19 protein-coding genes and 1 pseudogene are annotated in these 20230 nt (G+C 72.2%); 12 read left to right on the top strand and 8 right to left on the bottom strand.

The annotated features are described in order from the left end of the window. Positions 1 to 160 precede the first annotated feature (160 nt). From ACWD1U_RS36705 to ACWD1U_RS36685, 5 genes are all read left to right on the top strand, one after another. A complete protein-coding gene (locus ACWD1U_RS36705; protein WP_451113697.1) occupies positions 161 to 1480 on the top strand; it encodes an ABC transporter substrate-binding protein in 1320 nt (439 codons plus the stop codon). Next, positions 1480 to 2454 carry a carbohydrate ABC transporter permease gene (locus ACWD1U_RS36700; protein WP_451113696.1) on the top strand — a complete coding sequence of 325 codons (975 nt, stop codon included), beginning with the start codon at positions 1480 to 1482 and terminating at the stop codon, positions 2452 to 2454. Before ACWD1U_RS36705 ends, ACWD1U_RS36700 begins: the two co-directional genes overlap by 1 nt. Beyond that, positions 2451 to 3353 (top strand): carbohydrate ABC transporter permease, encoded by a 903-nt coding sequence (locus ACWD1U_RS36695; protein ID WP_451113695.1) that lies wholly within the window; start codon positions 2451 to 2453, stop codon positions 3351 to 3353. Before ACWD1U_RS36700 ends, ACWD1U_RS36695 begins: the two co-directional genes overlap by 4 nt. After that, positions 3350 to 4381 carry a LacI family DNA-binding transcriptional regulator gene (locus ACWD1U_RS36690; protein WP_451113694.1) on the top strand — a complete coding sequence of 344 codons (1032 nt, stop codon included), beginning with the start codon at positions 3350 to 3352 and terminating at the stop codon, positions 4379 to 4381. Before ACWD1U_RS36695 ends, ACWD1U_RS36690 begins: the two co-directional genes overlap by 4 nt. Before the next feature lie 89 nt (positions 4382 to 4470). Then, complete coding sequence (locus ACWD1U_RS36685; RefSeq protein WP_451113693.1) at positions 4471 to 4860, top strand: MarR family winged helix-turn-helix transcriptional regulator; 390 nt, start codon at positions 4471 to 4473, stop codon at positions 4858 to 4860. A 30-nt stretch (positions 4861 to 4890) separates the two neighbouring features. On the opposite strand, the gene ACWD1U_RS36680 is transcribed toward ACWD1U_RS36685, so the two are convergent. After that, positions 4891 to 5292 carry an SseB family protein gene (locus ACWD1U_RS36680; RefSeq protein ID WP_451113692.1) on the bottom strand — a complete coding sequence of 134 codons (402 nt, stop codon included), beginning with the start codon at positions 5290 to 5292 and terminating at the stop codon, positions 4891 to 4893. A 232-nt stretch (positions 5293 to 5524) separates the two neighbouring features. Here ACWD1U_RS36680 and ACWD1U_RS36675 point away from each other — a divergent pair, with 232 nt between their 5' ends. The 3 genes and pseudogenes from ACWD1U_RS36675 to ACWD1U_RS36665 all read left to right on the top strand — a co-directional run. After that, on the top strand, positions 5525 to 6706 hold the full coding sequence (locus ACWD1U_RS36675) for an MFS transporter (protein ID WP_451113691.1): 1182 nt from the start codon (positions 5525 to 5527) through the stop codon (positions 6704 to 6706). A gap of 29 nt (positions 6707 to 6735) precedes the next feature. Then, the gene (locus ACWD1U_RS36670; RefSeq protein WP_451113690.1) at positions 6736 to 8490 is read left to right on the top strand and encodes a glycoside hydrolase family 35 protein; all 1755 of its coding nucleotides are present in this window, start codon (positions 6736 to 6738) and stop codon (positions 8488 to 8490) included. Then, positions 8487 to 8712: pseudogene (locus tag ACWD1U_RS36665) on the top strand (hypothetical protein); the annotation flags it as partial. The gene ACWD1U_RS36670 and the pseudogene ACWD1U_RS36665, both read left to right, overlap by 4 nt. A gap of 150 nt (positions 8713 to 8862) precedes the next feature. Here ACWD1U_RS36665 and ACWD1U_RS36660 read toward each other — a convergent pair. After that, positions 8863 to 9045, bottom strand: coding sequence for a hypothetical protein (locus ACWD1U_RS36660; RefSeq protein WP_451113689.1), 183 nt, complete (start codon positions 9043 to 9045; stop codon positions 8863 to 8865). Positions 9046 to 9159: 114 nt separating this feature from the next. Between ACWD1U_RS36660 and ACWD1U_RS36655 the strand changes: the two genes are divergently transcribed. After that, positions 9160 to 10230: a LacI family DNA-binding transcriptional regulator gene (locus ACWD1U_RS36655; protein WP_451113688.1), complete on the top strand. Its 1071-nt coding sequence runs from the start codon at positions 9160 to 9162 to the stop codon at positions 10228 to 10230. 9 nt (positions 10231 to 10239) lie between these two features. On the opposite strand, the gene ACWD1U_RS36650 is transcribed toward ACWD1U_RS36655, so the two are convergent. Further along, positions 10240 to 12207, bottom strand: coding sequence for a heavy metal translocating P-type ATPase (locus ACWD1U_RS36650; RefSeq protein ID WP_451113687.1), 1968 nt, complete (start codon positions 12205 to 12207; stop codon positions 10240 to 10242). Between the two features lie 428 nt (positions 12208 to 12635). On the opposite strand from ACWD1U_RS36650, the gene ACWD1U_RS36645 reads away from it, so the two are divergent. Continuing rightward, complete coding sequence (locus ACWD1U_RS36645; RefSeq protein WP_451113686.1) at positions 12636 to 14285, top strand: PucR family transcriptional regulator; 1650 nt, start codon at positions 12636 to 12638, stop codon at positions 14283 to 14285. Between the two features lie 80 nt (positions 14286 to 14365). Here ACWD1U_RS36645 and paaE read toward each other — a convergent pair whose 3' ends face one another. The 5 genes from paaE to paaA are packed head-to-tail and all read right to left on the bottom strand — an operon-like array spanning position 14366 to position 18104. Then, positions 14366 to 15481, bottom strand: a complete 1116-nt coding sequence (gene paaE / locus ACWD1U_RS36640) for a 1,2-phenylacetyl-CoA epoxidase subunit PaaE (RefSeq protein WP_451113685.1) — start codon at positions 15479 to 15481, stop codon at positions 14366 to 14368. Beyond that, on the bottom strand, positions 15481 to 15996 hold the full coding sequence (paaD, locus tag ACWD1U_RS36635; RefSeq protein ID WP_451113684.1) for a 1,2-phenylacetyl-CoA epoxidase subunit PaaD: 516 nt from the start codon (positions 15994 to 15996) through the stop codon (positions 15481 to 15483). The genes paaE and paaD overlap by 1 nt, the downstream gene beginning before the upstream one ends. Continuing rightward, positions 15990 to 16817 (bottom strand): 1,2-phenylacetyl-CoA epoxidase subunit PaaC, encoded by an 828-nt coding sequence (paaC, locus tag ACWD1U_RS36630; RefSeq protein WP_451113683.1) that lies wholly within the window; start codon positions 16815 to 16817, stop codon positions 15990 to 15992. The genes paaD and paaC overlap by 7 nt, the downstream gene beginning before the upstream one ends. Before the next feature lie 10 nt (positions 16818 to 16827). Then, on the bottom strand, positions 16828 to 17121 hold the full coding sequence (gene paaB / locus ACWD1U_RS36625) for a 1,2-phenylacetyl-CoA epoxidase subunit PaaB (protein ID WP_356447577.1): 294 nt from the start codon (positions 17119 to 17121) through the stop codon (positions 16828 to 16830). After that, positions 17118 to 18104, bottom strand: coding sequence for a 1,2-phenylacetyl-CoA epoxidase subunit PaaA (gene paaA, locus ACWD1U_RS36620; RefSeq protein WP_451113682.1), 987 nt, complete (start codon positions 18102 to 18104; stop codon positions 17118 to 17120). Before paaA ends, paaB begins: the two co-directional genes overlap by 4 nt. Before the next feature lie 196 nt (positions 18105 to 18300). On the opposite strand from paaA, the gene ACWD1U_RS36615 reads away from it, so the two are divergent. Further along, a complete protein-coding gene (locus ACWD1U_RS36615) occupies positions 18301 to 18690 on the top strand; it encodes a hotdog fold thioesterase (RefSeq protein WP_451113705.1) in 390 nt (129 codons plus the stop codon). After that, a complete protein-coding gene (gene paaK, locus ACWD1U_RS36610; protein ID WP_451113681.1) occupies positions 18687 to 20051 on the top strand; it encodes a phenylacetate--CoA ligase PaaK in 1365 nt (454 codons plus the stop codon). Before ACWD1U_RS36615 ends, paaK begins: the two co-directional genes overlap by 4 nt. The last annotated feature ends 179 nt before the right edge of the window (positions 20052 to 20230 follow it).

The raw sequence follows: 20230 nt of genomic DNA, 5'->3' as shown, positions 1-20230 counted from the left end.
GTACACACACTGCACAGGTCGGCGCGGGCCCAACATACCCGCACTGCGGCAACCATTGACAAGGATCCTGAACGTTTCTCTACTGTGAACGCTCACAGCACACCGCGCATGGCCGGTCTGCTGATCCACGCCTTCGGGCCCTCGTCAGGGGAGAACACCCATGCAGTTCACGATGCGCCGCCGCTTCGTGGTCACCTCGATCGCCGTTGCCCTCGGTGCCACCACGCTCGCCGCCTGCAACTCCGACTCCGAGGGCAAGGACTCGGCCGGCTCCGGGCCGGTCTCCCTGACCTACTGGGCCTGGGCCCCGGGTACGGACAAGGCCGCCGAGATCTGGAACAAGGAGAACCCCGACATCCAGGTCACAGTGAGGAAGCAGGCCTCCGGCGACGACCTGGTCACCAAGATCATTACGGCGGCCAAGGCCGACAAGACCCCTGACCTGGTGCAGGCCGAGTTCCAGGCGATACCCACCCTCGTCAGCAACGACGTCCTCACCGACATCGCGGACGAGGTGAAGGACGCCGAGGACAAGTTCTCCCCCGGCGTCTGGCAGCAGGTCACCCTCGGCACCGACAGCGCCTACGCGGTTCCCCAGGACTCGGGGCCGCTGATGTTCTTCTACCGCGAGGACCTCTTCAAGAAGTACGGCCTGACCGTCCCCACCACCTGGGACGAGTTCGCGCAGACCGCCCGCAAGCTGAAGGAGGAGGACCCCTCCAAGGCGCTCACCACCTTCTCCTCCAACGACGCGGGTCTCTTCGCGGGCCTCGCCCAGCAGGCTGGTGCGAAGTGGTGGACCGCCGAGGGCCAGAAGTGGAAGGTCGCCATCGACGACGCGGCCACCAAGAAGGTCGCCGACTTCTGGGGCGGACTGGTCGAGGAGGGCGCCATCGACAACCAGCCCATGTACACCCCGGCTTGGAACAAGGCGCTCAACACCGGACAGCAGATCGCCTGGGTCAGTGCGGTCTGGGCCCCCGGCACGCTGACCACCGGTGCCCCGGACACCGCGGGCAAGTGGGCGATGGCCCCGCTGCCGCAGTGGAGCAAGGGTGAGAACGCCACCGGCAGCTGGGGCGGCTCCTCCACCGGCGTCACCACCGACTCGAAGCACAAGGAGGCCGCGGCCAAGTTCGCCACCTGGCTGAACACCGACCAGGACGCCATCGCCGCCATGGCGAAGGACGGCAGCATCTACCCGGCCGCCACGGCCGCCCAGACCAGTGACGCGCTGTCCAAGGCGCCGGAGTTCTTCTCCAACCAGCCGGACTTCTACGCCAAGGCCGCCGAGATAGCGAAGACCACGGCACCCTCCGCCTGGGGGCCCAACGTCAACGTCGCGTACACGACCTACAAGGACGCCTTCAGCAAGGCCGCCAAGGCCAAGAGCAAGGACGCGTTCGCGTCCGCGCTGATCGCCATGCAGGCCGACACCGTCGCCGACATGAAGAAGCAGGGCTTCGAGGTCGCCGAGTGATGTCCGGCACCACCGAGAACACCGGCAAGGTGGCGCACGGCTCCGGCCGTGCGCCCCGCACCCGCGCCACCAGTGGAGGCGTACGGCGTGCCCCGTACCTCTTCCTCCTCCCCGCCGTCGTCCTGTTCCTGCTGTTCTTCGTCCTCCCCATCGGCTACGCGCTGTACCTCAGCGTCCGCAAGGTCGAGGTCAAGGGCCTGGGCCTGGGCTCCGGGGCCCGCAGCGAGGTGTGGACGGGGCTGTCCAACTACACCGCCGCCCTCTCCGACTCCGAGCTCATCGACGGCGCTCTGCGCGTCCTCGGGTACGGCGCGATCGTCGTCCCCGTCATGCTGGGCTCCGCGCTGCTCTTCGCGCTGATGCTGGACGCCGACCGGGTGCGGCTCACCTCGTTCACCCGGCTCGCGATCTTCCTGCCGTACGCCCTCCCGGGGGTGATCGCGGCGCTGCTCTGGGGCTTCCTCTATCTGCCGAGCGTCAGCCCGTTCTACTTCCTGCTCGACAAGGCGGGCCTGCCCCAGCCGGACCTCCTGGACGGCGGACCGCTGTTCCTCGCGCTGTCGAACATCGCGATCTGGGGCGGCACCGGCTTCAACATGATCGTCATTTACACCGCGCTGCGGTCCATCCCTGCCGAGGTGTACGAGGCGGCGAAGCTGGACGGCTGCTCCCAGGTGCAGATCGCGTTGCGGATCAAGGTGCCGATGGTGGCGCCCTCCCTGGTGCTCACCTTCTTCTTCTCGATCATCGCCACGCTGCAGGTGTTCTCCGAGCCGACCACCCTCAAGCCGCTGACCAACTCCGTCTCCACCACCTGGAGTCCGCTGATGAAGGTGCACCAGGACGCCTTCGGCAACAACGACATCCACTCGGCCGCCGCCCAGGCCGTGATCATCGCCGTCGCCACCCTCGTCCTGTCCTTCGGGTTCCTGCGCGTCGCGAACGCCCGCTCCAAGCAGGAGGAAGCCCGATGAGTACTCTTGCCGTCCCGAAGCCCGCCCCGGCGGCCGACGCCTCGCCGGGCACCCGGAGGCCGCCGCTGCGCCGCCGTATCGCCATCGCCCCCACCCTCGTCCTGCTTCTCGGGGCCGTGTACTGCCTGCTGCCGGTCGCCTGGGTGATCATGGCCGCCACCAAGTCGGGCAAGGAGCTGTTCTCCACCTTCACCCTGCTGCCGGGCACGGGCTTCGCCGACAACCTCGCGGACCTGACCGCCTACCGCGACGGCGTCTACTGGCAGTGGATGGGCAACTCGGCCCTCTACGCGGGGCTGGGCGCGCTGCTGTCGACCGCGGTCTCCGCCGTCTCCGGCTACGCCCTCGCCGTCTACCGCTTCCGCGGCCGCGAGACCGTCTTCAACATCCTGCTCGCGGGTGTGCTGATGCCGCCGGTCGTCCTCGCCATCCCGCAGTACCTGCTGCTCGCCAAAGCCGGCCTGACGGACTCCTACGCCTCCGTGCTGCTGCCACTGATCCTCTCCCCGTACGGGGTCTACCTGGGCCGTATCTACGCGACCGCGGCCGTGCCCGCCGACATGGTGGAGGCGGGACGCGTGGACGGGGCCGGGGAGTGGCGGATCTTCACGCGGATCGGGCTGCCGATGATGGTGCCCGGACTGGTGACGATCTTCCTGTTCCAGTTCGTGGCGATCTGGAACAACTTCCTGCTGCCGTACATCATGCTGAGCGACGACGAGAAGTTCCCCATGACCCTCGGACTGTTCACGCTGCTCGCCCAGGGCCACAGCGAGCCCACGCTCTACACCCTGGTGATCACGGGCTCGCTGCTCGCGATCATCCCCCTCATCGCCTTGTTCCTGGTCATCCAGCGGTTCTGGAGCCTCGATCTGCTGTCCGGAGCCGTAAAGTCATGACCATGAGCAACACCGGGGGTCGGCGCAAGCCGCCGACCATTCACGACGTGGCGCGCGTGGCGGGAGTCTCCCGGGGCACCGTCTCCCGCGTGCTCAACGGCGGCCACTACGTCAGCCCGGCGGCGCAGGAAGCGGTCAACGCCGCGATCCGCAAGACGGGTTACGTCGTGAACCGGCACGCCCGCTCGCTGATCACGGGCCGCTCCGACTCGATCGGCTTCCTGTTGACCGAACCGCAGGAGAAGCTGTTCGAGGACCCCAACTTCAACGTCCTGTTGCGCTGCTGCACCCAGGCGCTGGCCGCGCACGACATCCCCCTGCTGCTGATGCTGGCCGGCACGCAGGACGAGCGGCGCCGGATCACTCGGTACATCACCGCGGGCCACGTCGACGGCGTGCTGCTCGTCTCCAGCCACTCCGCCGACCCGGTCGCCGAGCAACTGCACGAGGCCGGGGTGCCCCTCGTGCAGTGCGGCAAGCCCCTGGGGTTCGGCTCGAAGGTGAGCTACGTGGCGGCGGACGACCGGGACGGCGCCCGAGACATGGTGCGCCACCTGCTGTCGCTGGGCCGCCGCCGCATCGGCGTGGTGAACGGCCCGATGGACACCCCGGGCGGTGTCGATCGCCTCGCCGGCTACAAGGAGGTGCTCACGGAAGCGGGCCTGGAGATCGACGAGCGGCTCATCGTCTTTGGCGACTGGGGCCGGGCGAGCGGCGAGGCGGGCGCCGAGCGGCTGCTGGCGCGGGCTCCGGACATGGACGCGGTGTTCGTCGCCTCGGACCTCATGGCGCAGGGCGTGCTGACCGCCCTGCAGCGTGCGGGCCGGCGGGTGCCGGAGGACGTCGCGGTCGGCGGCTTCGACGACTCCCCGGCCGCGCTTGCCTCCAGCCCCGAGCTCACGACCATCCGGCAGCCGTGGGACCGCATCAGCGCCGAGATGGTACGGGTGCTGCTCGCGCAGATCGGGGGCGAGGACCCGGCGGCGGTGATCCTGCCGACGGAGCTGGTGCGGAGGGACTCGACGTGAGGCAACTCGACGTGAGGCACGGCTCCCCGGCGGCGGGCGCCTACTGCATGCACGGTCATTGAACCCTGCGCCGGTGTTACCGTTCCCATATGGCGTCGAAAACAGCCGGTGGGCGACTCGAGGAACGGTGGCGGGGCATCCTGTCGGCGCACGCGCGCACGATGTGCGAGATCGACCGGGCGCTGCATCCGCACGGTCTCGGCGCCTCCGACTTCGAGGTCCTGGACATGCTCGCGACCGCGGCGCCCGAGGAGGGCGAGCAGTGCCGGGTGCAGAACCTGGTGGGGCGGGTCCATCTGAGCCAGAGCGCGCTGTCGCGGCTGATCGCCCGCCTGGAGAAGGACGGGCTGGTGACGCGGTCCGTCTGCGTGGAGGACCGGCGTGGCGTGTGGGTCGCCCTGACGGCCAAGGGCCGTGAGCTGCACGCCGAGGTGCTGCCGCTGCAGCGGGCGGCACTGGCCCGGACCCTGGGCGAGTAGCCGCCCGGGCCCGGACAGGGCCGGTGAGCCCTACGGGCGTGCCAGCAGGGTGCGGACTCCCTCCGAGGTGAGCGTCAGGCGGTGCTCCGAGCTGCCGTCGATGGTGAGCGACAGGTCGTCGGCCGGCCACTGTGCGGCCAGGGCGCCGAGCGGCACCAGACGGTAGCGGGACACGAACGGCAGCAACCCGGCCATCTCCATCTCGGAGGTGAACACGGGCACCACCGGCTCGCCGCCCGGCTGTTCCAACACGGGCAGCGCCACCGCCGAAGGACTGGCGGCGTCGGCGTCGTTCGCGTCGTCGGGCACGGGGATGAGCACGTCGCTGTTCGCGAGCGCGTCCAGAGCCGCCGTGTCCTCGGTGTTCTCGGCGAGGACGTCGAGAGCCTGCTGGGCGGGCGTGGGCGTGGGGTCGTTCGCGGGTGTCTCCATGGCAGATTCCCTGGTAGCGGCGGTTGTGCGGCTCACCCGGGACAGGATCCGCCCCGGGCGCGTTCCTGGTCGCGTACCCGATCGGACCGGGGGCAACCCTGGTGGATCTCGGGTGTTCGGGTACCGCCGGGGGCTGTTGACGGGCAGTGTGTTACCGGTAACATCACTTCCTGCTCAGGTACGCGTCTGTCCTCCACCCACCCCGACCGGTGGGCCGTCCTCCGGAGTCCGTGTGATCGAACAGCGCGTTGCCCGTCTCTCCCCCTCACCGCCCGCCCCGGTTTTCAGCAGGGCCGCCGTCGTGGCCTCCTGCGTCGGCTTCGTGCTCATCGGTGCCTTGCAGGCCCTGTACGGACCCGCGATCCCGGCGTTCCGTGAGGAGTTCGGTCTCTCGCCCTCCGCCGCGGGGCTGGGGCTGAGCGCTCACTTCGTCGGCGGAGTGACCGGTGTGCTGCTGTTCGACCGGCTCTTCGGGCGGGTCGGCAACCGGTACGTCCTCGGCGGTTCGTACCTGCTGATGGCCGTCGGCGCGGCCGGCTTCGCGCTGGCGCCCGACTGGTCCACCGCCCTGGCGGCGGCGCTCCTCGCCGGGTTGGGTTTCGGCGGCATCGACTACGGCCTCAACCAGCTGTTCGCCGTCGGCTTCGGGCACCGTTCGACCGCGATGCTCAACATCCTCAACGCGCACTTCGGCATCGGCGCCGTCCTCGGCCCCGCCGTGATCGGCACGGTCGGCTCCGAGCACTACCCGGCCGTCTTCCTCGCCTTCGCCCTCGCCAACCTGCCGTTGCTGCTCTGCCTGAGGGGTGTACGCGACCAGGCGCCGGTTTCGGCCGGGAGCGAGAGCGGCGGCGGGCCGGTACTCGGGCGGAGCCTTGGCTCGGTGCTCGCCGTCTTCGTCGCGCTCTACGTGCTGCACGTCGGCGTCGAGGCCGGGGTCGGCGGCTGGGAACCCACGCACCTGGAGACCGTCGGCTACGGCGCGGGCGCCGCGGCCACGGCCACCTCCGTGTACTGGCTGATGATGACCGTCGGCCGCTTCCTGGTCGCCCCGCTCGCGCTGCGCTTCTCCGCCCAGGCCATCATCACCGTGTCCTGCGCCGGCATGACGGTGTGTCTGCTGGCCGCGACCGTCCCGCCGCTGGCGCCGTACGCGTACGCCGGTGTCGGTCTGTTCATCGCGCCGATCTTCCCCACCGGTCTGCCCTGGCTGCACCGGGCCGCCCCGCGGGCCCGGAGGGCCGGTGCCCTGGTCATCGCGGCCTCCATGGTCGGCGGTGTGGCCGCCGGGCCGGCCCTGGGCAAGGCCATCGAGTGGTCCGGGATCCGTGCCGTGCCGCTGCTGCTGTGCGGCGTCTCGGCCCTGTGCCTGGTTGCCACGCTCTGGCTGATCCGCGGCACCCGCTCCCACTGAACTCACCCTGGCAGAAGGGAAGCTCCCGCATGCCCGCCCTGACGACGACGTCCGACGGATTCCTGCTGCACGGCGAGCCGTTCCGGATCCTCTCCGGCGCCCTGCACTACTTCCGTGTCCACCCCGATCTGTGGTCCGACCGGCTGCGCAAAGCACGGCTGATGGGCCTCAACACAGTGGAGACGTACCTCCCGTGGAACCACCACCAGCCGGACCCCGAGGGCCCGCTGGTCCTCGACGGCCTCCTCGACCTGCCCCGGTTCCTGCGGCTCGCCCAGGACGAGGGGCTGCATGTGCTGCTGCGTCCCGGGCCGTTCATCTGCGCGGAGTGGGACGGCGGCGGCCTGCCCGACTGGCTGACCTCCGACCCGGACGTCCGGCCGCGCTCCAGCGATCCGCGCTTCACCGGGGCCGTGGACCGCTACCTCGACCTGCTGCTGCCCGCGCTCCGCCCGCACATGGCGGCGGCGGGCGGTCCCGTCATCGCCGTGCAGGTGGAGAACGAGTACGGGGCCTACGGCGACGACACCGCGTACCTGAAGCACCTCGCCGACGCGTTCCGCTCCCGGGGCGTCGAGGAGTTGCTGTTCACCTGCGACCAGGCCGACCCCGAGCACCTGGCCGCCGGAAGCCTGCCGGGCGTCCTGACCGCCAGTACCTTCGGCAGCCGCGTGGAGCAGTGCCTCGGGCGGCTGCGCGAGCACCAAGGCGAAGGACCGTTGTTCTGCGCCGAGTTCTGGATCGGCTGGTTCGACCACTGGGGCGGTCCGCACCACGTCCGGGACGCGGCCGACGCCGCCGCCGACCTGGACCGGCTGCTGTCCGCCGGGGCGTCCGTCAACCTCTACATGTTCCACGGCGGCACCAACTTCGGCTTCACCAACGGCGCCAACCACAAGCACGCCTACGCGCCCACCGTCACGTCCTACGACTACGACGCCGCCCTCACCGAATGCGGCGACCCGGGCCCGAAATACCACGCCTTCCGCGAGGTCATCGCCCGCCATGCCTCCGTACCCGACGAGCCCCTTCCGGCAACCGGCCCCAAACTGCCGCCGACCACGGTCGAGTTGGACAGCCGTACAACCCTGCTGCCGCTCGCGGCTCCCGTGCACTCCGACGACCCGCTGACCATGGACGGGATCGGGCAGCGCACCGGCTACGCGCTCTACCGCACCGCCCTCCCGGCCGGGGGCGACGGCCTGCTGCACTTCACCGGCGGTGTCGGCGACCGCGCCCAGGTCTTCGTCGACGGCGCCCCGGCCGGCGTACTGGAGAGCGAACGCCACGACGAGACGCTGCCCGTGCGCGTGCCGCGCCCCGGGGCGACGCTGGAGGTCCTCGTCGAGAACATGGGCGGCGTCAACTACGGGCCCCGCATCGGCGCCCCCAAGGGCCTGCTCGGACGCGTCTCCTTCAACGGCACCGTCCTGATGGGCTGGGACTGCCACCCGCTGCCGCTGGACGACCTCGGCGCTGTCCCGTTCGCCCCGGCCGAGGAGGCGGCGATCACCGTACCGGCCCTCCACCGGGGCAGCTTCGAGGTGGGCACCCCCGCGGACGCCTTCCTCGCCCTGCCCGGCTGGACGAAGGGCCAGGCCTGGATCAACGGCTTCCACCTCGGCCGCTACTGGAACCGGGGCCCGCAGCGCACGCTGTACGTCCCCGCCCCGGTACTGCGCCCGGGCGCCAACGAGCTGGTCCTGCTGGAGCTGCACGGCACCACCGCCCCCCGCGCCCAGCTCACCGACACCCCCGACCTCGGCCCGGAGAACACCTGGTGACGCATCTCCTGGGCGTCCCCGCCCGCCGCTCCCCCGCCGACCCGCCGTCCGCCCCTCACGGACGCGCCCGGCGCGCCCGAACCGATCGAGGTCACCAGCCGCTTCCTCACCCGCGGCGGCCGCCCCCTGTTCCCCGTCTCCGGCGAGTTCCACCCCTCCCGTGGCCCGGCCGGTCGACGGGAGGAGGAACTGCTGAAGATGAAGACGGGCGGGGTGACCGCCGGCCCGCCGAGACGTACTTCGACACGGTGGCCGGCGAGCACCGCGTCGACGTACCGGAGGACCTGCTCCGGGCGCTCCCGGTGTGATGCTGCGGCTGCGCCGGACGGCTGACGTGGCCCGGACCCGGGTGGGGGACGTACCGTCCGCCGACTAGTTCTCCTCGGGGCGGGGCCGGGACATCGGGCTGGACCGGTCGCCCGTCGAGGCGCTGCGGGCGGAGGGCTTGCGGCTGAGGGTGCTGCCGCCGGCGGCCAAGGCTCCGGTGTACGTCCGCGGGCAGGTGGGCGGGTCGTGGCGGACTGCGGGCGTGCGGCGCGCCGAGTGGGTGGTCACGCGCTCGTGGGCGGTGCGGACCGGCTGAGGGCCCCGCGGGCACCGCCCGGCCTATGCTGTCCTCCTGCCGGGCGGGTTCAGGGCCGCCGTACCGACATCGAGGAATCACCCGCCATGACACCGAGCGCCGGCGACGGTCCTGCCCCCAAGGGCCGCAGCAGGCGCAACTTCGCGGGGGCCCGGCCGGTGATGGCCGACGTGGCCCGGATGGCCGGGGTCTCCAAGCAGACCGTCTCGCGGGTGCTCAACGACCATCCGGCCGTCCGCCCCGAGACGCGCGCGGTGGTCCTGGACGCCATGCGCACACTCGGCTACCGGCCCAGCCGCAGCGCGCGGTCGCTGGCCAGCGGCAGGACCCGGATGCTCGGGGTCATCTCCTTCGACGCCGCCCGGTACGGGCCCGCCTCCATTCTGACCGCCATCAACACCGCGGCGCAGGAGGCCGGTTACCTCGTCAGCTCCATCGCCCTCGACTCGGCCGACCATGACACCGTCGTCGAGGCGGTGAACCGGCTGTCCGCCGAGGGCGCGGACGGCGTGATCGCGATCGCGCCGCAGCTGTGGGTGGGCCGGGCACTGGCCAAGACCAGCGATCTGGGCACGCCCCTGGTGGTGCTGGAGAACGCTCTCGACGACGGCACGGCCCTGGTCACCGGCGACTCCCGCACCGGTGCCCGCAAGGCGACCGAGCATCTCCTCGGCCTGGGCCACGCCACGGTCTGGCACATCGGGGGCCCGACCGGCTGGACCTCCGCCGACCACCGGCTGGCCGGCTGGCGGGCGACACTCCAGAGGGCCGGTGCCTGCGTCCCGGACCCTCTCGTCGGGGACTGGAGCGCCGACTCCGGCTACGAACTGGGCCGCCGGCTGGCGCGACGCCCGGACGTGACAGCGATCTTCGCCTCCAACGACCAGATGGCCCTCGGCCTGCTGCACGCCCTGCACGAGTCGGGGCGCGCCGTCCCCGGGGACGTCAGTGTCGTCGGCTACGACGACATCCCCGAGGCGGCGCATCTCCTGCCGCCGCTGACCACGGTCCGCACCGACTTCACCGAGATCGGCACGCGCTCCCTGCGGCTCCTCCTGGACCGCATCGACGGCCCGGGCGAGCGGCCGCCCGTCGACACCCTCGTCCCGGTGGATCTCGTGGTGCGGGCCAGCAGCGGTCCCCCGCCGGTGCGCTGACCGGCCGGGTCAGTCACTTCCCTCGGCGGCGGCGCGCTGCCAGGCGGCCTCCCTCAGCAGCCGCAGGCCGTTCAGGCCGACCAGGACCGTGGAGCCCTCGTGGCCGGCGACGCCCAGCGGCAGCGGCAGGTCACCGGCGAGGTCCCAGACGACGAGGCCCGCGATGAACACCCCGGCGATGACGAGGTTCTGCACGACGAGCCTGCGGGCGCGGCGGGACAGGGCGACCGTGGTGGGGACCGCCGCGAGTTCGTCGCGCACGATCACGGCGTCGGCGGTCTCCAGGGCGAGATCCGACCCGGCCCGGCCCATGGCGACCCCGGTATGCGCGGCGGCCAGGGCGGGGGCGTCGTTGACGCCGTCCCCGACGACCAGCACCTTGCGGCCCGCGCGCTCCATCTCCTGGACGGCGGCCAGCTTGTCCTGCGGCAGCAGCCCGGCGCGTACGTCGTCGATGCCGGCCTCGGCGGCGACGTGCGCGGCGGCCCGGGCGTTGTCGCCGGTGAGGAGCACCGGGGCGGTGCCGGTGAGCCCGGCCAGGGAGGCGACCGTGCCGGCGGCGTCCGGCCGCAGCCGGTCGGCGATCCCGAGCAGCCCGGCGGGGGCGCCGTCGACGAGGACCAGGACCGCGGTCCGGCCGGACTCCTCCAGTTCCGCCGCGGTCGCGACGGCGTCGTCCAGCAGCCGGGCCGGAGCGCCCACCGCGACCGCACGGCCGCCGACGACGGCGGTCACTCCCACTCCGGGCGAGGACGTGAAGTCCTCCGCGTCGGGCAGGTCGAGGCCGCGCTCGCGGGCGGCTTCCACGACCGCCCGGGCCAGCGGGTGCTCACTGGGCCGCTCGGCGGCTGCCGCCAAGGTCAGCAACTCGTCCTCGTCCAGGCCGGATCCGGGAAGCGGCCGGACGTCGGTGACGCGGGGGCTGCCCTCGGTGAGCGTGCCGGTCTTGTCGAGTGCGACCGCGTCCACCTGCCCGAGCCGCTCCATCACCACGGCGGACTTCACCAGCACGCCGTGCCGTCCGGCGTTGGCGATGGCGGACAGCAGGGGCGGCATGGTGGCCAGCACGACCGCGCACGGCGAGGCCACGATCATGAACGTCATGGCGCGCAGCAGCGCGTCGGTGAGCTGCTCGCCGAAGGCCAGCGGCACCAGGAAGACGGCCAGGGTCGCGGCCACCATGCCGAGCGAGTAGCGCTGTTCGACCTTCTCGATGAACAGCTGCGTGGGCGCCTTGGTCTCGGACGCCTCCTGCACCATGCGGACGATCCGGGCGATGACCGAGTCGGACGCGTCGCGCTCGACCCGGACCCGCAGGGCGCCGGTGCCGTTGAGCGTGCCCGCGAAGACCTCGTCGCCCCGCTCCTTCGCCACGGGGAGCGGCTCACCGGTGATGGTCGCCTGGTCCACCTCGCTCGCCCCGTCCAGAACCCGGCCGTCGGCACCGACGCGCTCCCCGGGGCGGACGAGGACGGTGTCGCCGACACCCAGCTCCTCGACGGCCACGACCTGTTCACCGCCGTCCGGGGTGAGCCGGGTGGCGGTGGCGGGGGCCAGGTCGAGCAGGCCGCGGACGGAGTCGGCGGTGCGGGCCGTGGCCAGTGCCTCCAGGGCGCCGGAGGTGGCGAAGATGACGATGAGCAGGGCGCCGTCCATGACCTGTCCGATGGAGGCCGCGCCCAGTGCGGCGACGACCATCAACAGGTCGACGTCGAGGGTGCGGTCCTTCAGCGCCTTGAGCCCTTCCCAGCCCGGCTCCCAGCCGCCGGTGACGTACGACAGGGCATACAGCGGGCCCCAGGCCCAGGCGGGGGCCCCGGTCAGCTGCAGGGGCAGCGCGAGCAGGAACAAGGCGGTGGCCGCCGCGGCCCAGCGCGCCTCGGGGAGGGCGAGGAGACGGGTACGCCGCCGGGGCACGGTCCCGGTGCGTGCGGGCTCCGTCCGTTCGACCGGCCGCGGCGTGAGGATGGAGGTCATCAGGGGTCCTTCAGGTGGGGGCGCGTGGCCCCCTCACCATACAGGAACACATGAAGACTGATTCATGTCTTCATTCGCCCGGGGTGCGGCGGCTGGGCGATAGCACGAACCCCCCTGGTGCGACCGGCACCAAGGGGCATGACGCCGTCATCGCACGGTCACCGCGAGGTACTGGTACTCCAGGAACTCGTCGATCCCGACCCTCGTCTCCCGGCCGTGCGTCGAGGTCTGTGACTCGCTCGGGTCCGGTGTCCGAGCATCCAAGCCGCCGCGAGAGGCGACAACGCGTGACCTGTCCCTGTGGGAACGCGTTGTTCGGACGTTGTGTCGACCTGCGCACCCCCCGGGTACCGCCCGCCCCTCCCGGGTACAGCTCTTGCGCAGGTCAGGGCCGCTTGTCAGAGTGACCGGGCGAGCAGGGAGACACCGTGAACGACAACCCCCCGAAGGCCGGCCCGCCGGCCCTGGACGACCGGGACCGCGCCCCGGCCGGTCGCGCGCCCACCGTCGCCGACGTCCTGGCCCTGCCCGTCCTGGCCGCCGGACAGCCCCAGGTCGTCACGGGGCTGCCGCAGCTGGACCGGCCGGTGCGCTGGGTGCACATCACCGAGCTGACGGACCCGGCCTCCTTCCTCAAGGGCGGCGAGCTGGTCCTGACCACGGGCATGCCCCTGCCGGACGACGCCGCGGGCGTCCGCCGGTACGTCGACGAACTCACCGACGTGGGAGCGTCCGCCCTGGTCATCGAGCTGGTACGGCGCTACCACCGCCCGCCCGACGCCCTCGTCCAGGCCTGCCGTGCCCGCGGGCTGCCCCTGGTCACCCTGGCCCGGGACGTCAACTTCCTGGAGGTCACCCAGGTCGTCCACGCCCTCATCCTCGGCAGCCAGACCGACGCGATGCGCCGGACGCAGCGGATCCACGAGGCGTTCACGGCCCTGACGCTGCGCGGGGCGGGACCGCAGGACGTGGTGCGTGCGGCGGCGGAGATGAGCGGCCGCACGGTCGTGCTGGAGAACCTGGTGCACCAGGCGCTGATCTGCGAGCCGTCGGGGAGCACGGTCCAGGAGGCGCTCGCCGGCTGGGAGCAGCGCTCCAGGGCCGCCGAGCCCGGCGAGCGCACCGGGGTGGGCGGCCCGGAGGGCTGGCTCACCGCGCCCGTCACCTACCAGGGCGAACGCTGGGGCCGCCTGGCCATGCTTCCGGGCGACGGCCGGGCCTTCGAACCGGAGCACATCACCGTGCTGGAGAGAACGGCGATGGCCCTGACGGTCGCCCGCCTCATCCACGCCACGCCCTGGGAGCACACGGCCCACCGCAACGCCCTGCGGGAGCTGGCGGAGCAGCGCCACCACTCCCCCGAGGAGGCCCGGGCCCGCTGCGCCGCGCTGGGCCTGCCCACGGAGGACGCTGTCTACCTGGCGATCCTCGTGGACCTGGGTCCCGGCGGGGAGGGCGCCGAGCCGGAAACCCGGCTGCAGCGGGAGCTCAGATCGTCGGGGGTCCCGGCCCTGGTCGGCGAGCTCTCCCCCGGCCGCCTCGGCATCCTTCTGGCCCTGCGTCCTGCCCAGCCCTGGCGCCCGGTGGCCGAACGCCTGAGCCGCATCGCGCTGAGCCTGTCCCCCGAGGCGATCGTCAGCGTCGGCTCCCGGGCGGCGGACCTCGCGGACACCGCACGCTCCTTCCGCGAGGCGGCCCGTGTCACAGAGGCCACCCCTTGGGGCCAGCCCCTCCCCGCGGACCGCTCCTTCCACGAGCTGCCGGACATCGATCTGCGCCGCCTCCTGTACGCCGTGCGCGAGGACACCCGGATCCAGGACTACACCGAACGCCGGCTGGGCCGGCTCATCGACCACGACACCCGGCACGGCACCGATCTGCTGACGACTCTGGGCCACTACCTCGACGCCGCCGGCAACAAGACCACCGCCGCCCGGCGCGGTGGCCTGTCGCGGGAGACCATGTACCAGCGCCTTCGCACCATCGAACGCCTTCTCGACTCCGACCTCGAGTCCGGTGAGCGCCGCACCGAACTCCACGTGGCACTCATGGCGTTGGGCGTCCTGCGCGCCGACTGACGGACTGACCCGCTGACCTGCCGTCACGTCGTGGCGCCGGGCCGGGCCCGGGGCCGCGGACCGGGGCGCCGCCCGGGGGATCAGGTGTCGAAGTCCACCGTCAGCGCATCCGACACCGGGAACGACTGGCACGTGAGGACGTAGCCCGCGTCGACCTCGGACGGCTCCAGGGCGAAGTTGCGGCGCATGTCCGCCTTGCCGTCGGTGACCAGGGCGCGGCAGGTGCCGCAGACGCCGCCCTTGCAGGCGAAGGGCAGGTCGGGGCGGGTCTGCTGGGCTCCTTCGAGAATGGTGCGCTCGCGCGGCAGCGGGGATGTGGTGGAGCGGCCGTCGAGGGTGACGGTGACCTGGCTGACCGGGCCGGAGGGGCCGGTCTCCGTGTGGTGGACCTCGCGCACGGGCTCGTCGTCGGCGTAGAACAGCTCCTGGTGGACGCGGTCGGCGGGCACGCCGAGGCCGGCCAGGACCTGCTGGGCCGCGCGGACCATGCCGTGCGGGCCGCACAGCCACCAGTGGTCGGCCGACTCCACGTCGACCAGCGCGTCGACGAGTACGGAGAGCCGCTCGGCGTCGAGGCGGCCGGAGAGCACCTCGGCCTCGCGGGGCTCGCGGGAGAGGACGTGGGCGAGCTGGAAGCGCGTGGGGTAGAGGTCCTTCAGGTCGGCCAGTTCCTCGGCGAACATCACCGTGCCGGTGCGGCGGTTGCCGTACAGGAGCGTGACCGTCGAGCGGGAGTCGGCGGCGAGGACGGACTCGGCGATGGAGACCATGGGGGTGATGCCGGAGCCGGCCGCGATCAGGACGTGGTGACCGGACGTGGTGAGGTCGGGCGTGAAGGCGCCGGTGGGTGCCATCACCTCGACGGTGTCGCCGGGACGTACGTCGCGCACCAGCCAGGAGGAGAACAGGCCGCCCGGCACGACGCGGACGCCGATGCGCGGTGCCGTGCCGGCGGGTGAGCAGATCGAGTACGAGCGGCGTTCGTCCCGGCCGTCGATCTCGCGCCGCAGGGTGAGCGACTGGCCGGGGGCGAAGGCGAACTCCTCGGCCAGTTCGGCCGGGATGTCGAAGCCGACGGCTGCCGCGTCCTCGCACAGCGGCTGCACGGCGGCGACCCGCAGGGGGTGGAAGACCGGACGTCGGCGGGCACGCGCGCGTGCCGCCGGGGCGGGGGCCGGCTCCATCAGGTCCTCCATCAGATCTCCTTGAGGTACTCGAACGGCTCGCGGCAGGCGAGGCAGCGCCACAGGGCCTTGCAGGACGTGGCGGCGAAGCGGGAGGTCTCCTCGGTGTCCGCGCTGCCGCAGCGGGGGCAGGGCACCGAGCGCCGGGTCGGCGCCAGCACGAGCGGGACCGGGCCGGCGGCACGCACCGGCGCGGCCCCGGGCGGGGCGATGCCGTGCTCGGCGAGCTTGCGGCGGCCGTCCGCCGTGATCCAGTCGCTGCTCCAGGGCGGGTCGAGGACGGTGCGGATCTCCACGCGCTCGTATCCGGCGTCACGCAGCCGGGCGGCCACGCCGGCGCGCATCTCCGCCATGGCGGGGCACCCCGAGTAGGTCGGCGTCAGGCTGGCGACCACCGTCCCGTCCGGGGCGAGGGACACCTCGCGCAGCACCCCGAGGTCGGCCAGGGTGAGCATGGGCAGCTCGGGGTCGGGCACCTGCTCGGCGATCCGCCGGGCCCGCCGTGTGTCCAGGAGCGTCGTCACCATGTCGCCTCCGGATGCGCCCGGGCCACGCCCTGCAACTCGGCGAGCAGCGGGGCGAGATGCTCGGTGTGTTCCCCGCCGCGGCCCGAGCCGGGCAGGGGACGGTAGACGGGCATGGGCAGTCCGGCCGCCTCGGTGACCTGGCGCAGGACGGCGACGACCTCGTCCCGGGCGTCGTACGCGGTGAACAGCTCGCCCAGGTAGGGGGCGACCTGCTCCTGCGCCTTGCGCATCCGGCGGTGGGACTCCTCGGTGCCGTCACCGAGGCGCACGACCCACTCGGCCGCGTACTGCCGGTGGTACGCCAGTTCCTTGACCCCCTTGGCGGCGATCGCCGCGAGCACCGGGTCGCGGTGGGCCGTGAGCCGCTCGAAGTGCGCGAGGCGCCAACTGGAGAACGCCAGCAGCCGGACGATCGAGAACGCGAAGTCCCCGTTGGGGAGTTCGGCCAGGCGTACGCTGCGGAAGTCGCCGGCGTCGCGGAAGTAGGCGTAGGCGTCCTCGTCGCGGCCGGTGCCGTCGACCTGGCCCGCGCGGGAGTACAGCAGGCGGGCCTGGCCGAGCAGGTCGAGTCCGATGTTGGCCAGCGCCACCTCCTCCTCCAGCTCGGGGGCGCGGGTGGTCCACTCGGCGAGCCGCTGGGCCGAGACCAGGGCGTCGTCGGCCAGTGTGACGCAGAGGCCGGCCAGTTCACCGGCGTCGACGCCCGCGGGCACGGCGGTGTCCACGCCGTGCAGGGGGTCCTCGAAGCCGGTGCCGTAGGCCCAGCGGGTGTCGTCCTCGTGTCCCTCGGCGAGGGTCATGTAGACGTGGTCGTCGCTCATGCCCTCTCCTTCAGATGTGCGGGACGTCGTCGGGGATGTCGTAGAAGGTCGGGTGCCGGTAGACCTTGTCGGCGCTGGGAGCGAAGAAGGGGTCCTTCTCGTCGCGCGTGGAGGCGGCGATGTGCTCCGAGCGCACGACCCAGATCGAGACGCCCTCGTTCCGGCGGGTGTACAGGTCGCGGGCGTGGGTGAGCGCCATGCGGTCGTCGGCGGCGTGCAGCGAGCCCACGTGGACGTGGTTCAGGCCGCGCTTGCCCCGCACGAACACCTCGTACAGCGGCCAGTCCTGCTTGCCGGCGGTCATGCCACCGCTCCCTTCCGCTCGCGGGCCGCCTGCTTGGCCGCGTGGGCGGTGGCCGCCTCGCGCACCCAGGCGCCCTCCTCGTGGGCCGTGCGGCGCCGCGTCATCCGCTGGGCGTTGCACGGGCCGTCGCCCTTGATGACCCGCATCAGCTCGTCCCAGTCGGGTGTGCCGAAGTCGTGGTGCCCCCGCTCCTCGTTCCAGCGCAGCTCCGGGTCGGGGAGCGTCACGCCGAGCTTGTCGGCCTGCGGGACGGTCATGTCGACGAAGCGCTGGCGCAGTTCGTCGTTGCTGTGCCGCTTGATCTTCCAGGCCATGGACTGCGCGGAGTTGGGCGAGGCCTCGTCGGGCGGGCCGAACATCATCAGTGACGGCCACCACCAGCGGTTCACCGCGTCCTGCACCATCTCGCGCTGCGCCGGGGTGCCGCGCATCATCGTCAGCAGCAGCTCGTAGCCCTGCCGCTGGTGGAACGACTCCTCCTTGCAGATCCGCACCATCGCGCGCGCGTAGGGCCCGTACGACGAGCGGCACAGCGGCACCTGGTTGCAGATCGCGGCGCCGTCCACGAACCAGCCGATCACTCCGATGTCCGCGAAGCTCGATGTCGGGTAGTTGAAGATCGACGAGTACTTCTGGCGGCCCTCGATCAGCCGGTCGGTCAGGTCCGCACGGTCGGCGCCCAACGTCTCCGCCGCCGAGTACAGGTACAGCCCGTGCCCGGCCTCGTCCTGGACCTTCGCGAACAGGATGGCCTTGCGGCGCAGCGACGGGGCGCGGGTGATCCACTCACCCTCCGGCTGCATGCCGATGATCTCCGAGTGCGCGTGCTGCGCGATCTGCCGGATCAGTGTCTTGCGGTAGCCCTCCGGCATCCAGTCGCGCGGTTCGATCCGCTGGTCCCGCGCGATCGTCGCGTCGAAGTGCTGCTGGAGAACCGGCTCGGCGCCGTCCGCCCCCGGGGGGCTGGAGTGTGTCGTGTCCATCCGTCCCACTTCCCAACCGACCATTCGTTCGGTTCATGGTAGGACAAGCCGGCACGCCTTGGTAAGCCCCTGCGCCTTGACAGGCGCCCAGGCGGCTGGATTACCTGACACCGAGAGTTGACCGAATGGTCGGTCGGGCTACGAGGTGGTGCGAGAAGTGACCCATACCGCTGACGCCACGCCGGCCGCGGAGGCGATGTTCGCCGCCGGCGAGGCCTCCCGCGGGCTCGGGATCGAGCTCCTGGAACAGGGCGACGTGACCGCCTCACTCCGCATGACCGGGGCCCCGTCGATGGTGAACGGGCACGGGATCGCCCACGGCGGTCACGTCGTCCTGCTCGCCGACAGCGCCTTCGCCTGCGCCCGCACCAGCCACGGCCCGGTCACCGTCGTGGCCGGCGCCGACCTCACGTTCGTGGCCCCGGCGCACGAGGGCGACGTCCTCGTGGCGCGGGCCGAGGAACGCGCCCGGTACGGCCGCAGCGGCCGCTACGGCGTGAGTGTCCGGCGGGGCGACCAGGTGACGCCGGAGTTCCGGGGACGCAGCCGCAGCATCGGGAACACGGGGCCGGAGGAGCCGCAATGACCAGCGAGACGACGACTTCCCAGGCCACCGGGGTCACGGGGGCGACCGGTCAGCGGCGGGGTGAGTCCCTCCCCCACGAGCTGCTGGACGACGCCGAGCGCCTGACACGTGAGCAGCTGCGCGAGCTCCAGCTCGACCGCCTGCGCCGTAGCCTGCGGCACGCCTACGACAACGTGGAGGCGTACCGGAGGAAGTTCGACGCGGCCGGGGTCACGCCCGGGGACTGCCGCTCCCTGGAGGACCTGGCCCGCTTCCCCTTCACCACCAAGGCCGACCTCAGGGACACCTACCCCTTCGGCATGTTCGCCGTCCCCATGGACCAGGTCCGCCGCGTCCACGCCTCCAGCGGCACCACCGGCCGCCCCACGGTCGTCGGCTACACCGGGAACGACCTGTCCCTGTGGGCCGGCCTGGTCGCCCGCTCCATCCGGGCCGCCGGCGGCCGCCCGGGCCACAAGGTGCACATCTCCTACGGCTACGGGCTGTTCACCGGCGGACTCGGCGCACATTACGGCGCGGAGCGCGCCGGCTGCCTGGTGATCCCGGCCTCCGGCGGCATGACCGCCCGACAGGTGCAGATCATCGAGGACTTCCGGCCCGAGATCATCATGGTCACCCCGTCCTACATGCTCACCCTGCTCGACGAGTTCGAGCGGCAGGGTCTCGACCCGCGCCGCAGCAGCCTGCGGGTGGGCATCTTCGGGGCCGAGCCGTGGACGGAGGAGATGCGCCGCGAGATCGAGGAGCGGATGGACCTCCACGCCGTCGACATATACGGCCTGTCCGAGGTGATCGGTCCGGGGGTCGCGCAGGAGTGCGTGGAGACCAAGGACGGGCTGCATGTGTGGGAGGACCACTTCTACCCGGAGGTGGTCGACCCGATCACGGGTGAGGTGCTGCCCGAGGGCGAGGAGGGTGAGCTGGTCTTCACGTCCCTGACCAAGGAGGCCCTGCCGGTGGTGCGCTACCGCACCCGCGACCTGACCCGGCTGCTGCCCGGCACGGCCCGGCCCGCGTTCCGCCGCATCCAGAAGATCACCGGCCGCTGCGACGACATGATCATCCTGCGCGGGGTGAACGTCTTCCCCAGCCAGATCGAGGAGATCGTGCTGCGCACGCCCGGAGCCGCCCCGCACTTCCAGATCCAGCTGACCCGGCGCGGCCGGCTGGACCACATGACGGTCCGCGTCGAGAGTCGCCCGGGGACCGGCCCCGACCAGCGGGAAGCCGTGGCCGGGGCGATCGCGAAGGCGGTCAAGGACGGCATCGGCGTCGCCGCCGACGTGACGATCGTCGAACCGGAGACCCTGGAGCGCTCCCTCGGCAAGATCCGCAGGGTCAAGGACCTGCGCGAGGCGTGATCCGGGCCGCCGGCCACGGCGGCTCTCAGGGGTCCTTGCCCTCTGAGCGTCCGATCAGGTCACGTGGTCCGGTGCCGTGCGTCGCAAGGCGCCGGAGTGCCCTGGTAGCGGAGCTACCAGGGCCCCCCACGTCCCAACCCCGGCCGGCGGGGCCGGCCCCGCGGCCCGGGCGGGCGCGG

Source organism: Streptomyces sp. NPDC002788, assembly GCF_053592115.1.
Note: the sequence above shows the minus strand (reverse complement) of the source record. Positions and strands in the feature narration are given on the sequence as shown.

What these genes read in the sequence shown, in the direction of transcription:
- ACWD1U_RS36705 (WP_451113697.1), top strand. Translation starts at nt 161, where the DNA reads ATGCAGTTCACGATGCGCCGCCGCTTCGTGGTCACCTCGATCGCCGTT.
- ACWD1U_RS36700 (WP_451113696.1), top strand. Translation starts at nt 1,480, where the DNA reads ATGTCCGGCACCACCGAGAACACCGGCAAGGTGGCGCACGGCTCCGGC.
- ACWD1U_RS36695 (WP_451113695.1), top strand. Translation starts at nt 2,451, where the DNA reads ATGAGTACTCTTGCCGTCCCGAAGCCCGCCCCGGCGGCCGACGCCTCG.
- ACWD1U_RS36690 (WP_451113694.1), top strand. Translation starts at nt 3,350, where the DNA reads ATGACCATGAGCAACACCGGGGGTCGGCGCAAGCCGCCGACCATTCAC.
- ACWD1U_RS36685 (WP_451113693.1), top strand. Translation starts at nt 4,471, where the DNA reads ATGGCGTCGAAAACAGCCGGTGGGCGACTCGAGGAACGGTGGCGGGGC.
- ACWD1U_RS36680 (WP_451113692.1), bottom strand. Translation starts at nt 5,292, where the DNA reads ATGGAGACACCCGCGAACGACCCCACGCCCACGCCCGCCCAGCAGGCT.
- ACWD1U_RS36670 (WP_451113690.1), top strand. Translation starts at nt 6,736, where the DNA reads ATGCCCGCCCTGACGACGACGTCCGACGGATTCCTGCTGCACGGCGAG.
- ACWD1U_RS36655 (WP_451113688.1), top strand. Translation starts at nt 9,160, where the DNA reads ATGACACCGAGCGCCGGCGACGGTCCTGCCCCCAAGGGCCGCAGCAGG.
- ACWD1U_RS36650 (WP_451113687.1), bottom strand. Translation starts at nt 12,207, where the DNA reads ATGACCTCCATCCTCACGCCGCGGCCGGTCGAACGGACGGAGCCCGCA.
- paaE (WP_451113685.1), bottom strand. Translation starts at nt 15,481, where the DNA reads ATGGAGGACCTGATGGAGCCGGCCCCCGCCCCGGCGGCACGCGCGCGT.
- paaD (WP_451113684.1), bottom strand. Translation starts at nt 15,996, where the DNA reads ATGGTGACGACGCTCCTGGACACACGGCGGGCCCGGCGGATCGCCGAG.
- paaC (WP_451113683.1), bottom strand. Translation starts at nt 16,817, where the DNA reads ATGAGCGACGACCACGTCTACATGACCCTCGCCGAGGGACACGAGGAC.
- paaB (WP_356447577.1), bottom strand. Translation starts at nt 17,121, where the DNA reads ATGACCGCCGGCAAGCAGGACTGGCCGCTGTACGAGGTGTTCGTGCGG.
- paaA (WP_451113682.1), bottom strand. Translation starts at nt 18,104, where the DNA reads ATGGACACGACACACTCCAGCCCCCCGGGGGCGGACGGCGCCGAGCCG.
- ACWD1U_RS36615 (WP_451113705.1), top strand. Translation starts at nt 18,301, where the DNA reads ATGTTCGCCGCCGGCGAGGCCTCCCGCGGGCTCGGGATCGAGCTCCTG.
- paaK (WP_451113681.1), top strand. Translation starts at nt 18,687, where the DNA reads ATGACCAGCGAGACGACGACTTCCCAGGCCACCGGGGTCACGGGGGCG.